Source organism: Actinomadura sp. 6N118 (genome assembly GCF_044326415.1).
Taxonomy (GTDB): domain Bacteria; phylum Actinomycetota; class Actinomycetes; order Streptosporangiales; family Streptosporangiaceae; genus Spirillospora.
In genome coordinates this window covers 147,879-162,257 of the sequence record NZ_JBIRAZ010000004.1, presented here as the reverse complement: position 1 = coordinate 162,257, position 14,379 = coordinate 147,879, and the positions used below count along the sequence as shown (strand labels likewise).

Annotated in this window: 17 protein-coding genes; 8 read left to right on the top strand and 9 right to left on the bottom strand. The window is 71.2% G+C overall.

All coding sequences use genetic code 11. The features are described 5' to 3' along the window. The first annotated feature begins 17 nt into the window (after nt 1–17). The 6 genes from ACH34W_RS11575 (at nt 18) to ACH34W_RS11550 (ending at nt 6,517) form a co-directional block, all read left to right on the top strand. On the top strand, nt 18–1,622 hold the full coding sequence (locus ACH34W_RS11575; protein ID WP_395960794.1) for a lysine 5,6-aminomutase subunit alpha: 1,605 nt from the start codon (nt 18–20) through the stop codon (nt 1,620–1,622). Further along, on the top strand, nt 1,619–2,452 hold the full coding sequence (locus tag ACH34W_RS11570) for an OAM dimerization domain-containing protein (RefSeq protein WP_395960793.1): 834 nt from the start codon (nt 1,619–1,621) through the stop codon (nt 2,450–2,452). The genes ACH34W_RS11575 and ACH34W_RS11570 overlap by 4 nt, the downstream gene beginning before the upstream one ends. Then, nucleotides 2,449–2,916: a hotdog fold domain-containing protein gene (locus ACH34W_RS11565; protein WP_395960792.1), complete on the top strand. Its 468-nt coding sequence runs from the start codon at nt 2,449–2,451 to the stop codon at nt 2,914–2,916. The genes ACH34W_RS11570 and ACH34W_RS11565 overlap by 4 nt, the downstream gene beginning before the upstream one ends. Nucleotides 2,917–3,422: 506 nt before the next feature. Further along, nucleotides 3,423–5,075, top strand: a complete 1,653-nt coding sequence (lnt, locus tag ACH34W_RS11560) for an apolipoprotein N-acyltransferase (protein WP_395960791.1) — start codon at nt 3,423–3,425, stop codon at nt 5,073–5,075. Between the two features lie 6 nt (nt 5,076–5,081). Then, on the top strand, nt 5,082–5,828 hold the full coding sequence (locus ACH34W_RS11555) for a polyprenol monophosphomannose synthase (RefSeq protein WP_395960790.1): 747 nt from the start codon (nt 5,082–5,084) through the stop codon (nt 5,826–5,828). A 176-nt stretch (nt 5,829–6,004) separates the two neighbouring features. Beyond that, nucleotides 6,005–6,517 carry an FxsA family protein gene (locus ACH34W_RS11550; RefSeq protein WP_395960788.1) on the top strand — a complete coding sequence of 171 codons (513 nt, stop codon included), beginning with the start codon at nt 6,005–6,007 and terminating at the stop codon, nt 6,515–6,517. A gap of 210 nt (nt 6,518–6,727) precedes the next feature. On the opposite strand, the gene ACH34W_RS11545 is transcribed toward ACH34W_RS11550, so the two are convergent. The 3 genes from ACH34W_RS11545 to ACH34W_RS11535 all read right to left on the bottom strand — a co-directional run bounded on the left by ACH34W_RS11545 (nt 6,728) and on the right by ACH34W_RS11535 (nt 8,392). Continuing rightward, nucleotides 6,728–7,072: an RNA polymerase-binding protein RbpA gene (locus ACH34W_RS11545; protein ID WP_395961170.1), complete on the bottom strand. Its 345-nt coding sequence runs from the start codon at nt 7,070–7,072 to the stop codon at nt 6,728–6,730. Between the two features lie 127 nt (nt 7,073–7,199). After that, entirely contained in the window at nt 7,200–7,811 is a 612-nt protein-coding gene (locus tag ACH34W_RS11540) for an ATP-dependent Clp protease proteolytic subunit (protein WP_395960787.1), read from the bottom strand. Beyond that, nucleotides 7,808–8,392: an ATP-dependent Clp protease proteolytic subunit gene (locus ACH34W_RS11535; RefSeq protein ID WP_395961169.1), complete on the bottom strand. Its 585-nt coding sequence runs from the start codon at nt 8,390–8,392 to the stop codon at nt 7,808–7,810. The genes ACH34W_RS11540 and ACH34W_RS11535 overlap by 4 nt, the downstream gene beginning before the upstream one ends. 147 nt (nt 8,393–8,539) lie before the next feature. On the opposite strand from ACH34W_RS11535, the gene ACH34W_RS11530 reads away from it, so the two are divergent. Then, nucleotides 8,540–8,851, top strand: coding sequence for a type II toxin-antitoxin system Phd/YefM family antitoxin (locus ACH34W_RS11530; RefSeq protein ID WP_395960786.1), 312 nt, complete (start codon nt 8,540–8,542; stop codon nt 8,849–8,851). Between the two features lie 31 nt (nt 8,852–8,882). Here the strand turns inward: ACH34W_RS11530 and ACH34W_RS11525 are convergent, their stop codons facing one another. Beyond that, entirely contained in the window at nt 8,883–9,695 is an 813-nt protein-coding gene (locus ACH34W_RS11525) for a glycerophosphodiester phosphodiesterase (protein WP_395960785.1), read from the bottom strand. Between the two features lie 108 nt (nt 9,696–9,803). Here ACH34W_RS11525 and ACH34W_RS11520 point away from each other — a divergent pair, with 108 nt between their 5' ends. After that, nucleotides 9,804–10,013, top strand: coding sequence for an EF-hand domain-containing protein (locus ACH34W_RS11520; RefSeq protein WP_395960784.1), 210 nt, complete (start codon nt 9,804–9,806; stop codon nt 10,011–10,013). Between the two features lie 32 nt (nt 10,014–10,045). Here the strand turns inward: ACH34W_RS11520 and ACH34W_RS11515 are convergent, their stop codons facing one another. The 5 genes from ACH34W_RS11515 to ACH34W_RS11495 all read right to left on the bottom strand — a co-directional run bounded on the left by ACH34W_RS11515 (nt 10,046) and on the right by ACH34W_RS11495 (nt 14,234). Further along, the gene (locus ACH34W_RS11515) at nt 10,046–10,588 is read right to left on the bottom strand and encodes a TrmH family RNA methyltransferase (protein ID WP_395960782.1); all 543 of its coding nucleotides are present in this window, start codon (nt 10,586–10,588) and stop codon (nt 10,046–10,048) included. Continuing rightward, the gene (locus tag ACH34W_RS11510) at nt 10,585–11,199 is read right to left on the bottom strand and encodes a class I SAM-dependent methyltransferase (protein WP_395960781.1); all 615 of its coding nucleotides are present in this window, start codon (nt 11,197–11,199) and stop codon (nt 10,585–10,587) included. Before ACH34W_RS11510 ends, ACH34W_RS11515 begins: the two co-directional genes overlap by 4 nt. An 85-nt stretch (nt 11,200–11,284) precedes the next feature. After that, nucleotides 11,285–12,232 carry a VWA domain-containing protein gene (locus tag ACH34W_RS11505; RefSeq protein WP_395960780.1) on the bottom strand — a complete coding sequence of 316 codons (948 nt, stop codon included), beginning with the start codon at nt 12,230–12,232 and terminating at the stop codon, nt 11,285–11,287. Further along, the gene (locus tag ACH34W_RS11500) at nt 12,229–13,224 is read right to left on the bottom strand and encodes a DUF58 domain-containing protein (RefSeq protein WP_395960779.1); all 996 of its coding nucleotides are present in this window, start codon (nt 13,222–13,224) and stop codon (nt 12,229–12,231) included. The genes ACH34W_RS11505 and ACH34W_RS11500 overlap by 4 nt, the downstream gene beginning before the upstream one ends. Next, on the bottom strand, nt 13,221–14,234 hold the full coding sequence (locus ACH34W_RS11495) for an AAA family ATPase (protein WP_395960778.1): 1,014 nt from the start codon (nt 14,232–14,234) through the stop codon (nt 13,221–13,223). The genes ACH34W_RS11500 and ACH34W_RS11495 overlap by 4 nt, the downstream gene beginning before the upstream one ends. Between the last annotated feature and the right edge of the window lie 145 nt (nt 14,235–14,379).

Genomic DNA, 14,379 nt, shown 5'->3' with positions numbered 1-14,379 from the left:
GTTCGAGGGGGTCGGCAATGACGCCGCAGCGAAAACTCGATCTCGACCCGGCGGTGGCAGGGCGCGCCAGACGGTTGGCCGCCCGCGCCGCCGAGCCGATCATCGAGATGGCCCGGACCCACACGACGGTCTCGGTGGAACGGGCACTGCTGCGGCTGGCGGGCCTCGCCGGCGCCGACAGCGACGGCCGCCCCTGGGCCAACCATCTCGCCGACGCCGTCCGCGACCAGGTCGGCCTGGAGCACGGCGTAGCGCTCCCGGTGTGGGACGCGCTGGTGAACGGGTCGCACGGCTCCCTGATCGAGCTCGCCGAGGCCGCCGCGAGGGGACGGGTGTCCTTCCGGCTCCCCGCCGGGACCGACGAGGTGAACGCGCGAGAAGCGGCGCGGCGGGCGGCCCGGGCCGGGATCACCGCGATCGACCGGCGGCGCGCCGAACGCGACCGGGTGCTGGCGGAGGTGGGCGATCCGGCGCAGCCCTGGATCTACCTGATCGTGGCCACGGGAGACATCTACGAGGACATCCCGCAGGCGCAGGCGGCGGCTCGGGAGGGCGCCGATGTCGTCGCGGTGATCCGCTCGACCGGGCAGTCGCTGCTGGACTTCGTGCCGGAGGGGGCGACGCGGGAGGGCTACGCCGGCACGTACGCCACGCAGGAGAACTTCCGGCTGATGCGGGCGGCCCTGGACGACGTCTCGCGGGAGCTGGGGCGTTACGTGAGGCTCACCAACTACGCCTCGGGGCTGTGCATGCCCGAGATCGCGACGCTGGCCGGGCTCGAACGCCTGGACATGATGCTCAACGACTGCATGTACGGGATCATCTTCCGCGACATCAACCCGCGCCGGACGTTCATCGACCAGCGCTTCTCGCGGCAGATCCACGCGCGGGCCGGGATCGTCATCAACACCGGCGAGGACAACTACCTCACCACGGCCGACGCGGTCGACGCCGCGCACACCGTCATCGTCAGCCAGCTGTTGAACGAGCGGTTCGGGCACGAGGCGGGGCTCGCCGACGCCCAGCTCGGGCTCGGCCACGCGTTCGAGATCAACCCGGCGATCCCCGAGTCGTTCCGGCTGGAGCTCGCGCACGCGCAGCTCGTCCGCGAGCTGTTCCCGGACGCGCCGCTGAAGTACATGCCGCCGACCAAGCACATGACCGGCAACATCTTCGCCGGCTACCTGCTGGACGCGTTCTTCAACCTGGCCGGCGTCATGACCGGGCAGTCGATCATCCTGATCGGGATGATGACCGAGGGCATCCACACGCCCTGGCTGTCGGACCGCGACCTGGCGCTGGAGAACGTCCGTTACGTCCGGGACGCCTGCGGCGGCCTCGCCGACGACTTCGTGCCGCGCCCCGGCGGGTTCGTCGCGCAGCGGGCCCGCCAGGTGCTGTCGGAGTCCATCGACCTGCTCGACCGGATCTGCGACGACGGGCTGCTCAACGCGATCGCCGACGGCACGTTCGGCATCACCCGCCGCCCCGCCGACCGCGGCAAGGGCCTGGACGGCGTCGCCGAACGCGCCGGCGGGTACTTCAACCCCGCGATCGAGATCCTCGACGCCGAGGATCCGCATGCCCACCACGGCGTTCACACAGAGGAGGTGCCGGCATGACCCCACCGCCAGGAAGCACGCATCCCGCAGGGAGCACCCACACCCAGGCCCCGGCCGAGCCCGCCGACACCCGGCAGGTCATCCGGCCCTACGGCGACACCACCGGCGACGGCATGGTGCAGGTGTCGTTCACGCTGCCCGTCCCGGCCGGCAAGCGCGCCGACGCGGCCGCGCTCCAGCTCGCCGGGAAGATGGGGCTGGACCCGGCCAGCGTGGTGCACGCCAAGCCGATGGGCCCCGACTTCACGTTCTTCATCGTCTACGGCCGGGTCGGCCACCTGATCGACTACGCCTCCATCCCGGTGCCGGAAGGGCGGGAGTACCCCCTGCTGAGCGCCAACGAGGTCAACCTGGCGATCCGCGCCGCCCTGGGCCGGCGCCTGGTGATCGTCGGCGCCTGCATCGGCACCGACGCCCACACCGTCGGGATCGACGCGATCCTCAACGTCAAGGGCTTCGCGGGGGAGAAGGGCCTGGAGTACTACCGCGAGGTCCAGGTGGTCAACATGGGCGCCCAGGTCACGGTCGAAGAGCTGGTCGAACGCGCCAAGGCCGAGAACGCCGACGCCGTGCTGGTCTCCCAGGTCGTCACGCAGAGGAACGCCCACCTGCACAACACCAAGCAGATGGCGGCCGCGTTCCACGCCGAGTACCCCACGGCCGTCGCCGCCGGGATGGGCCGCCCGCTGCTGGTTGTGGGCGGGCCCCGCTTCGATACCGTCACGCCCGAGGACCTCGGCGTCGACCGGATCTTCGGCAAGGGCACCACGCCCGCCGAGGTCGCCAGCTATCTCGTCCACGCGCTGCTGCCCGGGGAGGCGACCCAGTGACCGGCCAGAGCATCGAGGGGCAGAGCATCGAGGGGCAGAGCATCGAGGGGCAGAGCCTCGAAGGGCAGGGTTTCGAAGGGCTGGTGGTCACGCACCGCCGGTACGTGCCGTACGCCCACGCCCACTACGCCGGCGATCTCGTGGACGGCGCCTACGTCCTCGGGCTGTTCGGCGACGTCGCCACCGAGGTCTGCATCCGCACCGACAACGACGAGGGGCTGTTCGCGTCCTACTCCGACGTGCAGTTCCGCGCGCCGCTGCGGGCCGGTGACGTGGTCGAGGCCACCGCGACCGTCGCCCGGGTGGGCCGCCGCAGCCGCACCCTGGAGTTCGAGGCGCGGGTGGTGTGCCGGGGCACCCCGGGCAAGGGCGAGTCGGCCGCCGAAGTGCTCAGCGAACCGATCATCGTGGTCACCGCGACCGGCACGGTGGTGGTGCCCGAACCGGCGCCGCCGCAGTTGTGACCCTTGTGACCACCGTGATTTGCGAACGTGTCCCGATCATGGTTTTCACCTTGTGAAACAAGGGGTCCGCGCAGGACGTGAAGCGGTTGACAAGGGCCCGGAAGCCGGTAGTTTTGCTGCAGTCCAGCACGGGACTCACCGATCGGCCGCCCGAGGCGCCACCGGACACCGCGCCGCGACGGGCACGAGTGCGGATTCGCGCCCGATCCCGTCCGAGCCAGGTGCAGGTGACCGGCAGCCGCGTCACGGCGGAGCCGCCCGATCGGGCGGGGGCTTGGACCCGGGAAGGGCCCGGACATCCAGTAGAAAACGGAGCATCATCGTTCTCACCGCCTGTGAGACGACTCCGGCCCGATGGATGTCACGGGCCCTCTTCCGTGCCCCGGCGCTCCTGTTCCGTTGCCCCGGCGCCTCTCCCTTGCCACCTCCTGGTCGTGTCAGGCCCGCGTGAGCGGTAGCGTTCCCGCCAGTGGTGTTTTCGACCCAGTGGTGTTGCGACAGGAGCCATGGTGGCGCAGGAGACCCTCCCGGACCGGACACCGGCGGCGGCCGGTTCCGGCGGCGAGCCCGATTCCGCCGGCAAGCCCGGCGCCGACGCCCCTCGCGGGCGCACCGCGCGCCTGGTGGCGTTCGGGCGGACGAACGGCCGCGCCGGGTGGCCGCGGACACTGCTGGCGATCGCGTCGGGCCTGGTCATGTGGCTGGCGTTCCCGCCGATCGACCTGTGGCCGCTCACGCCCGTGGGCGTGGCGATGTTCACCCTGGCGCTGCGCGGCCTGCGCGGCCGCACCGCCGCCTGGCTCGGCTTCGTCGGCGGTGCCGCGTTCTTCCTGCCCGTCCTCACCGGCATCGCCAAGATCGGCCCCGACGGCTGGATCCTCCTGAGCCTGGTCCAGGCGCTGTACTTCATACCGCTGGGCGCCGCGATCGCGCTGGTGATCCGGCTGCCCGCCTGGCCGGTGTGGGCCGCCGCCCTGTGGGTCGCCGAGGAGCTGCTGCGCGGCAACGTGCCGTTCGGCGGCTTCCCCTGGGCCCGGCTGGCGTTCAGCCAGACCGCGACCCCGCTCACCCCCTACGCCTCGCTCGGCGGCGCGCCGCTGGTCACCTTCCTCACGGCCCTGATCGGCGGCCTCCTGGCGTACGCCGCGGTGATCGTGCTCGACCACCGCAAGGGCTCACTGCGGACGGCCGCACGGCCGCTGGCGGTCGCGCTGGGCGCCGCCGCCGCGATCGTCGGGGGCGGGTTCGCCATCCCGACGCCGACCGCGGGCGACCCGGTCACCGTCGCCGTCGTCCAGGGCAACGTGCCGAGGCTCGGCCTGGACTTCCTCGGGCAGCGCAAGGCCGTGCTCGACAACCACGTGCGGCAGACCCGCGAGCTGGCCCGGCTGGTCCGCGCCGGGCAGGTCGCGCGGCCCGAGCTGGTGGTGTGGCCGGAGAACGCCAGCGACCTGGACCCGTACGCCGAGCCCGACGCCTACACCGCGATCGACGGCGCCGTCCGCGACATCGGCGTCCCGGTGCTGGTCGGCGCCCTCGTCGACACCCCGGACGGCGAGCGCGTGGAGAACCGCGGCATCGTCTGGGACCCGCGCAGCGGCCCCGGTGACTACTACGTCAAGCGGCATCCGGTGCCGTTCGGGGAGTACCTGCCGTTCCGCGACGTCCTCACCAAGCTGATCACCCGCTTCGAGCGCATCCCGCGCGACTTCGCCAGGGGCACCCGCTCGGGCGTCATGCGGCTGGGACCGGTCACGGTCGGGGATGTGATCTGTTTCGAGGTCGCCTATGACAAGGAGGTCCGCGACGTCGCCGCGGGCAACCTCCTGGTGGTGCAGACCAACAACGCCACCTACGGCAAGACCAGCCTGCCGCCGCAGCAGATCGCGATGTCCCGGCTGCGCGCGGTCGAGCATGGCCGTACGATCTTGGTTGCGGCGACGAGCGGCATCAGCGCGATCGTGGCGCCGGACGGGACGATGATCGACAAGTCCCGGGAGTTCACCCCCGACATCCAGGTGGCGAGCGTGCCGGCGCGCACCTCGCGTACGCTGTCGGACCGGCTCGGGGCCAAGCCGGAGTGGGTGCTGGCGTTGCTGGCCGTCGGCGCGGCCGGTGTTGCCGTGGCGACCACCCGCAGGAAGAACGAGGGGAAGTAGACACCGATGGAGATCCCAGCCGAGCTCGGCAGGGTGCTCGTGATCATCCCGACCTACAACGAGCGGGACAACATCAAGAGCATCGTCGTGCGGGTGCGAGAGGCCGCGCCGTCGGTGGACCTGCTCGTGGTCGACGACGCCAGCCCGGACGGCACCGGCGAGCTCGCCGACGCCCTCGCCGAGTCCGACGAGCACGTCAAGGTGCTGCACCGGACCGGCAAGGAGGGGCTGGGCCCCGCCTACATCGCGGGCTTCCGGTGGGCTCTGGAACGCGGCTACGACGTCATCGTCGAGATGGACGCCGACGGCTCCCACCAGCCCGAGGAGCTGCCGCGCCTGCTCGCCGCGCTCGTCGACGCCGACCTGGTGATCGGGGCGCGCTGGGTGCCGGGCGGCAAGGTCCTCAACTGGCCCAAGAGCCGGGAGGCTCTGTCGCGCGGCGCCAACACCTACACCCGGCTCATGCTGGGCGTGCCGCTGCACGACGCGACCGGCGGCTACCGCGCGTTCCGCGCCGCGACCCTGCAGAAGATCGGCCTGGAGGGGGTCGACTCGCGCGGCTACTGCTTCCAGATCGACCTGGCGCTGCGCGCGCTGCGGCAGGGCCTGAAGGTCGACGAGGTGCCGATCACGTTCGTGGAACGCACCCACGGCAGCAGCAAGATGAGCCGCGACATCATGGCCGAGGCGATGCTGCGCATCACCCGGTGGGGTGTGGAGGCCCGGACGGCCAAGCTGCGCTCCCGCCGCTGAGCCGGCGGGACTGAGCCGACGGCGCTGGATCGGCGGCTTGGGCCGGCGCTGGACCGGCCCTGTTTTCGTCCTGCGCAGCGTTTCGCCCTGCGCATACTCGCGCGGCCGGGGAAACGATCGGCTGATCCCCGGCGTTGACAGGGGCAGAGACAACCCTCCTACGCGAAGATGGAACCATGCTTGCGCTCGTGATGGTCCTGGCCTTCCTGGTGATGCCGATCCTGGAGATCTACGTGATCATTCAGGTGGGCGAGGTGATCGGCGGCTGGTGGACCGTGGCGCTGCTGCTGGTCGAGAGCCTGCTGGGCGGCTGGATCGTCCGGCGTGAGGGCAGGCGTGCGTGGCGGGCGCTGCAGGACACGCTCCAGCGCGGCGTCATGCCCGACCGGGAGCTGGCCGACGCGGCGCTGGTCCTGGTCGGCGGCGTGCTGCTGCTGACGCCGGGGTTCGTGACCGACTTCTTCGGCTTCCTGTTCGTGCTGCCGTTCACCCGGCCGGGGGTCCGGCGGCTGCTGGCCGCGTACGCGGGGCGGCGGGTGAAGATCGCGCAGACACGGGCCGGGCCGATGTTCCCCGGGCCGGGCTTCGACCCGTTCGGCGCCGCCTCCGGCGGCTCTCAGGGCGCCGGGACGCCGCGCGGGCCGGTCGTCCGGGGCGAGGTCGTCGACGACGACGAAAAGCGCCCCTGAGACCTCCTCAGCGCCCGGCGGTGCAGCATCACCGCCCAGTGGCGCAGCCCGGCCAGACACAGCAGCCCGGGCACAGCAGCTCCGACGCGGCAGCTCCGACGCGGCAATCCGGGCGCGTCAAATCCGGACAAGCAGCAGGGCCCGTACCGTCTGCAGACGGTACGGGCCCTTTCAGCTGATCACGCAGTCGGGCTGATCATGCGGTGCTGATCATGCGGTCTTCCTGCGCCCTGCTCTCAGGATCGCCAGGCGCTCGGCGAGGACCTCCTCCAAGTCCTCGAGTGTCCTGCGCTCCATGAGCATGTCCCAATGGGTGCGCGGAGGCTTGCCCTTCTTGGTTTGGGGCAGTTCTCCGTCCACCCGCAGCGCGGTGGCGCCGCAGCTGCGGCATTCCCAGGTCATCGGCACCTCGGCCTCGGCTGCGAGCGTCACGGTGAACCGGTGGCCCTTTGTACAGGTGTAGTCCACCTCTTGCCGAGGGGCCAGATCGGTGTTGCGATCGTTCTCGTAGCTCGTAGCTCCGAGTCGGGTGCCGCGAAGTGCGCGCTCGGCCATCGTCACGTGCCTCCCAGACGGCTTGCGGTCTTGTAATCCCCAACGCTCTATGCCGAGACAAGATTCCCGCAGGAGACCGGATCCAACCCTGTAGTTTCGGCCGTACTGCGCCGCGCGGGAGAAAGTTTCAGCGGCCGTATCCCTTGCGGGAACTGAGAACCTCGTCTATCAGGCCGTATTCGCGGGCCTCGGCGGCGGTGAAGAACCGGTCGCGGTCGATGTCGGCCGCGACCTCGGCCAGGTCCCGGCCGGTCGCCTCGGCGAGGATCTCCTCCATCCGCTCCCGCATCCGGATGATCTCCCGTGCCTGGATCTCCAGGTCGCTGGACTGGCCGCGCTGGACGTCGGTGGCCGGCTGCTGGAGCAGGATCCGGGAGTTGACCAGCGCGGCCCGCCGGCCGGGGGTGCCCGCGGCGAGCAGGATCGCCGCGGCCGAGCTCGCCTGCCCGACGCAGGTGGTCTCGATCTCCGGCCGGATGTACTGCATGGTGTCGTGGACGGCCAGCATCGAGGTCAGGGAGCCGCCGGGGGAGTTGATGTAGAGGCTGATGGGCCGGTCGGGGTCGATGCCCTCCAGCGCCAGCAGCTGGGCGGTGATGTCGTTGGCCGCGGTGTCGTCGACGGGCGTGCCGAGGAAGATGATGCGGTCCTCGAACAGCTTGTTGTACGGGTTCATCTCCTTGATCCCGTACGAGGTGCGCTCGACGAACGACGGCAGCACGTAGCGTCCTTCCGTCATGCTCCCACCCGCTCGGTGCTGTCGATGACGTGGTCGACGAACCCGTACTCGCGGGCCTGCTCGGCGGTGAACCAGCGGTCCCGGTCGGAGTCGGCCTCGATCTTCTCCAGCGGCTGCCCGGTGTGGAACGCGGTCCGTTCGGCCAGGGTCCGTTTGAGGTACAGCGTCTGCTCGGCCTGGATCTTGATGTCGGAGGCGGTGCCGCCGATGCCGCCGTGCGGCTGGTGCATCATGATCCGCGCGTGCCGCAGCGCGTACCGCTTGCCCGCCGTGCCCGCGCACAGCAGCGACTGCCCCATCGAGGCCGCCATGCCCAGCGCGACGGTCGAGACGTCGTTGGGCACGAACTGCATCATGTCGTAGATCGCCATCCCGGCGTCGACCACGCCGCCGGGGGAGTTGATGTAGAGCGTGATGTCGCGCCGCCCGTCCTGCGCCGACAGCAGGAGGAGCTGCCCGCAGACGCGGTTGGCGAGCTGGTCGTCGACCTCCTGCCCCACGAAGATGATCCGCTCGGCGAGCAGCCGCTCGTACAGCGCCGCCTCCGCCAGCATGGGCGCCTCCGCCACTGTGGCCCTCATCCGCGGCGCGAACACCTCCGCGCCTTCGCCGCCGAACCCCGGCATCGCCACATCCATGAGTGACTCCCTTTCTCTCTGTACAGTAGGTACGAGATGTCCGAAGCGTACGTTTCGTACTCACGGGAGGCCAGAGGAGTTCGCTATACGATGAATCCTGTGGATGTGCCGGTTACGGAAGCGCGAGCGAACTTTGCAGATCTGGTCAACCGGGTCTCGTACACGGGCGAGCCGATCGCGCTGACCCGCCGTGGCAGGGTGATGGCCGCCATCGTCTCCGCGGAGGACCTTGAGCTGCTGCGGTTGCTCAAGGACGGCCGGATCGACCTGACGCAGTCCGGCCCCGTCCCGGAGGAGACCGAGCAGCAGCAGGTGACGCGGGCGCAGCCGATGCGCATCGCCGCTCAGTACCGTCCAGGAGGCCCGCCGCGCCCACCACGCCCGCCGGGCTTCACCCGGTGACGCCGAGCGGCGCACAGGGCGCCTGGGGGCGCTAGGCCTGGGGCTGGGCGGTGGCGCGGGGCCAGAGGTCGCGCGCGGTCATGACCTGGCGGAGGGTGATGAGCTCGTCGGTCATGATGCCGTCGATGCCCAGGTCGAGGAGCCGGTCCATGTCGGGCGCGTCGTTGACGGTCCAGGCGTGGACCTTGAGGCCGAGGTCGTGGGCCTTGGAGACGAACGCCTCGGTGACGAACGGGACGGGGCCGAGGCCGTGGGGGACCTGGGCGCAGGCGATGCCGGTCGCGGCGAGGCGGACGAGCTTGTCGGTGGCGCCGCCGTAGGACTTGGCGCGCAGCGCCATCACGCCGCGCGGGCCGAGGGACATGCACACGTCGCGGTCGGTGAACAGCGGCAGGCGGGCGCGCATCTGGGCGAGGCGGCGGGTCGAGAACGAGGTGATGCAGACCCGGTCCCAGGCCTGGGTGCGGTGCAGTGCCTGGGCGAGGGGGCCGATGACCGGGGCGTCCTTGAGGTCGATGTTGACTCGGGCCTCGGGCCAGGTGCCGAGGATGTCCTCGAGGCGGGGGATGGGCTCGGTGCCGCCGATGCGGGCCTTGGCGACCCGGGCGTAGGGGAGGCGGGCGATCGCGCCGGAACTGTCGGTCACCCGGTCCAGCGTGCGGTCGTGGAAGGCGACCACGACGCCGTCGGTGGTGGCGTGCGCGTCGGTCTCCAGGTAGCGGTAGCCGAGGTCGATGGCGCGCTGGAAGGCGGCCATGGAATTTTCGGGACGGCCCCCGGCGCCGCCTCGGTGGGCGAACGGGATCGGGCCGGCGTGGTCCAGGAATGCATAGCTGCGCGGCACTCACCCGAGTATGGCGGGCGCCGCGGTCTTGTGCGACCTTACTTTGTCAAGGCGGTGGGCTGCGCTACCGTCCTGAGGCTGGAAGATCCATGACGAGAGGTGCGCCTAGTGGCTGACGTGAACGACTACAGGGCGGCGTTCGAGATGGTCGACGCCGACGGTGACGGTTACATCTCGACGGCCGAGCTGCAGAACCTCATGCGCGCGCTGGGGCAGGACGTCAGCAGCACGCGTGCGGTGGAGGTCGTGGTCCAGGCCGACGCGAACGGGGACGGCAAGATCTCGCTGGAGGAGTTCGCGGCGCTGCTGGGCGGGTAGCCGCGCGGAACCGCTGGCCGGCCCGGGAGTCGCTAGCCGGCCCATTCGCGGCGGCGGGCCTCGCCCAGGGCGATCGCGGTGGCGACGGCGACGTTGAGCGAGCCGACGCGGCCGATCTGCGGGATGTAGGCGACCGCGTCGGCGGCGGCGAGCAGGGCGGGGGAGCAGCCGTGGTCCTCGCCGCCGACGGCGAGGCACACGTCGCCGTCCAGGGGTGCCTCGTGCAGCGGGACGGCGTCGGTGGTGAGCTCGATCGCGATGAGGCGCATGCCTTCCTTGCGCACCGCCGCGGCGGCCTCGGCGGGCGTGCCGGCGTGTTCCCAGGGGACGAGGCGTTCGGTGCCGAGGGCGGTCTTGGCGACGTTGCGGTGGGTCGGGGGAGTGGAGTTGCCGGCCAGCCAGAGGTGGTCGACGCCGAACACCGCGGCGCTGCGGACGATCGAGCCGATGTTGAACGGCTGGGTGACCGATTCCACCAGCAGGCCGAGCCGCGCCTCGGTGCGCCGGCGCCAGTCCCGGTTGAGGCGTTTGACGTCGGTGGGGCGCAGCTGCCTGCGCTCGGCGGGCGTGCTCATGAGGTCTGGCCTTCTGTACGGGCGGACACGGCGAGGATCCGGTAGGCGGAGCGGGAGGCGATCCGCCGGGTGGGGAAGCCCTGGTCGTTCAGCCACCGCTGCAGGGAGTCGGAGCCGAGGTGTTTCTGGACGACGAGGTGGGCGGTCCCGGCGGGGGTGAGGCGGGGGAGCCAGGTGAGCAGGAGGTCGTGCAGGGCGGCCTTGCCGATGCGGATCGGCGGGTTGGACCAGATGGCGTCGAAGCGCAGCCCGGGGTCGGCCTCGTCCACCAGGCAGAACCTTACATTGTCAAGGCCCGCGGCTGTGGCATTGCGTGCAGCCGTGGCGAGCGCTCGCTCATTGACGTCTACCCCTACAACGCTCGCCTGCGGCGAGCGTGTGGCCATGGTGAGGGCGATGGGGCCGTATCCGCAGCCCAGGTCCAGCAGGGTGCCGGTGGCGGGCGGCGGGGGGACGGTTTCGAGCAGGATGCGGGTCCCGAGGTCGATGCGGTCGGGTGAGAACATCCCGCGGTCGGTCTCCAGCCGCAGGTGCAGGTCGGGCAGGACGAGATCGACGCTGCGCGGTTTGCTGGCGGCCTCAGGCCGGTTCGCGAAGTAATGTTCCCCCACGTCGGCCGACCGTATCAGCGCCGGGCGTGTTGCGCGGCCTTGAGGTCCCCGGCGCTCGGTTGCGCGGGGTTCGGTTGCGCGGCGTTCAGGGGAGGCGGGAGAACCAGGCGAGGGAGGCGCCGCCGGCGGCGATGGCGAAGAGCAGGGCGATGCCGGTGTAGCGGGCGGAGACGTCGCGGTGTTCGGTCTTCCAGCCGAGGGAGCTGCCGATGTTGGCGTAGACCTCTGACAGCTGGTTGCCGTCGGCGGCTTCGTAGGCTTTGCCGGTGGTGCCTTCGGCGAGGGTGCGGAGGGTTTCCTTGTTGACCGAGACGCTGGTGGTCTCGCCTTCGATGTCGACGGTGCCGTAGGGGGTGCCGAAGGCGATGGTGGAGACGGGGACGTGGGCGGCGCGGCCGGCGTCGATGGCTTCCTGGACGGTGCGGCCGGTGGTGTTGTCGCCGTCGGACAGCAGCACGATGTGGGCGGGTGGCGGGTCGTTGCTGGCTTGCGCGTCGAAGGAGCGGATGCCCTGCAGGGAGGTGAAGACGGCTTCGCCGATGGCGGTGCGTTTGGCCAGGACGAGCCGGTCGATGGAGTTGATGGCGGCCTCACGGTCGGCCGAGGGCGCGGCGACGAGGTTGGCGTTGCCGGCGAACGAGACGACGCCGACGTTGAACCGGCGGGGCAGGTCCTGGATGAACTTCTTGGCGGCTTCCTTGGCGGCGCCGAACCGGTCGGGGGCCACGTCCTTGGCCATCATCGACAGGGAGACGTCGACGGCGACCATGATGGTGGCGCGGTCGCGGGGGACCTTGACCGCGGTCGCCGGCCGCGCGAACCCGATCATCATCAGGAGCAGCATGGTGAGGAAGAGCCCCGCGGCAACGTGGCGGCGCCAGCCCGGCCGCTTGGGTGCGACCTGGGAGAGCAGGGCGAGGTTGGTGAAACGGACCGCGTAGTGGCGGCGGCGCAGCTGCAAGACGATGTAGGCGCCGGCCAGGATCGGGAGCAGGCCGAGCAGGAAGAGCCGTTCGGGTGACAGGAACGTCATGGGCGGACCCCCGGCGCGACGGTGCGGCCGGCGGCGCGGCGCTGACGGAGTGCGAAGCGGGCGACGTCGGCGATCCAGTCGCGGTCGGTGCGCAGGACGAGATGGTGGGCGCCGCTGCGGCGGAGCGCGGCGCGGGTGTGCTCGCGCTGGGCGGCGGCGGCTGCGGCGTAGCGGGCGCGGACCTTCTTGTTGAGGACGATCTCGTGGACGGCGCCGGTCTCGGGGTCGGTCATCTCGACCAGGCCGATGTCGGGCAGGTCCAGCTCACGGGGGTCGATGATCTCCACGGCGAGGACCTGGTGGCGGGCGGCGAGGCGGCGCATGGGCCGTTCCCAGGGCGGGGCCGTGCCGGGGCCGGCGGCCGCGGTGAGCGCGGTGTCGTGGGGTGGGAGGAAATCGGAGATGATCACGCGGAGGCCGCGGCGGGCCTGGCCGCGGTCCAGGGCGGTGATCCCGGCGGCGAGGTCGGGGGCGCCGTCGGCGCGGGGGCCGGGTTCGGCGTCGAGGATGGCCTGGAGCATGGAGTACATGGCGGCTTTGCCGGTGCGGGCGGGGCGGCGGCGGAGCCCGTCGGGCTGCAGCAGGTAGGAGCCGACGCGGTCGCCTAGCCGGATGGTGAGGAACCCGACGGCGGCGAGGGCGGCTACGGCGAGGTCGCGTTTGACCATGGTGCCGGTGCCGAAGTCCATGCTGGGGGTGAGGTCGACCAGCGCCCACGCTTCGAGTTCGTGGTCGGCGATGAGGTCGCGGACGTGGGGTGTGGTGGTGCGGGCGGTGACGGCCCAGTCCATGTGGCGGATGTCGTCCTCGCCGGGCTGGTAGAGGCGGGCTTCGGCGAGTTCGGTGCCGGGGCCGGGGATCAGGCCCATGTGCTCGCCGTGCAGGAGCCCGTCGAGGCGGCGGGTGACGGCCAGCTCCAGCCGTTTGAGGGTGCGTTCGGGAGCGAGGGCCGCCAGCTTCGGGCCGTTGCGGGACCGCCGGAGGGAGATCATGGTGTCGCCACCGCGACGCCGTGGTTCCACACCACGCGGGGTGGCGGGACGGCAACAAGGATCTGGTTGATGACGTCGGCGGTCTCGACGCCGTCGGCGAGGGCGTCGAAGGTGAGCACGACGCGGTGCGACATGACGTCGCGGGCGACGGCGCGGACGTCGTCGGGCAGGACGTAGTCGCGGCCGTTGAGCAGGGCGAGGCCGCGGGCGGCGGCGACCAGGCCGAGGGTGGCGCGGGGGCTGGCGCCGATCTCGATGACGCGGCGCAGGTCGGGCAGGCGGTACTGCTCGGGTTCGCGGGTGGCCATGACGAGCCGGACGATGTAGTCGGCGACCAGTTCGTGCACCGAGACCTCTTCGGCGGCGCGCTGGAGGGTGGTGAGCTGCTCGGGGTCGAGCACCTCGGCGGCCTCGGGCGGGTCGACGCTCATGCGCTGGAGGATCTGGAGCTCCTCATGGGCGCCGGGGTAGTGCACGTCGATCTTCATGAGGAAGCGGTCGCGCTGCGCCTCGGGCAGGGGGTAGACACCCTCGGACTCGATGGGGTTCTGGGTGGCCAGGACGATGAACGGCTTGGGCAGGGGGTAGGTCTTGCCGCCGAGGGAGACCTGGCGTTCGGCCATGACCTCCAGCAGCGCCGACTGGACCTTGGCGGGGGCGCGGTTGATCTCGTCGGCGAGGACGAAGTTGACGAAGACCGGGCCGAGCTCGACGTCGAACTGCTCGGTGGAGGGGTGGTAGATGCGGGTGCCGACGATGTCGGAGGGCACCAGGTCGGGGGTGAACTGCAGGCGGGCGAACGTGCCGCCGACGACCTGCGCGAGGGTGCCGACGGCGAGGGTCTTGGCGACGCCGGGCACGCCTTCGACGAGGCAGTGGCCTTTGGCGAGCAGGGCCACGACCATCCGTTCGACCATGTGCTCCTGCCCGACGATGACCTTCTTGACCTCGGCCACGGTGTGCTGCAGCAGCGCAGCGGCCTGGTCGACGTCGTGGGCGGCCACGGTCATCTGGGAGTCCTCGTCGTCTGGGAGGCCACACGGTCCTCCGGGTGCGGTCGGGCGCCTTTCGACCCTACGCGATCATCTGTACCCAATCGCGCAGTATCCCCACGTCCATCCCCACGTCCATCCCCACGTCCATCCCACGTCCTTG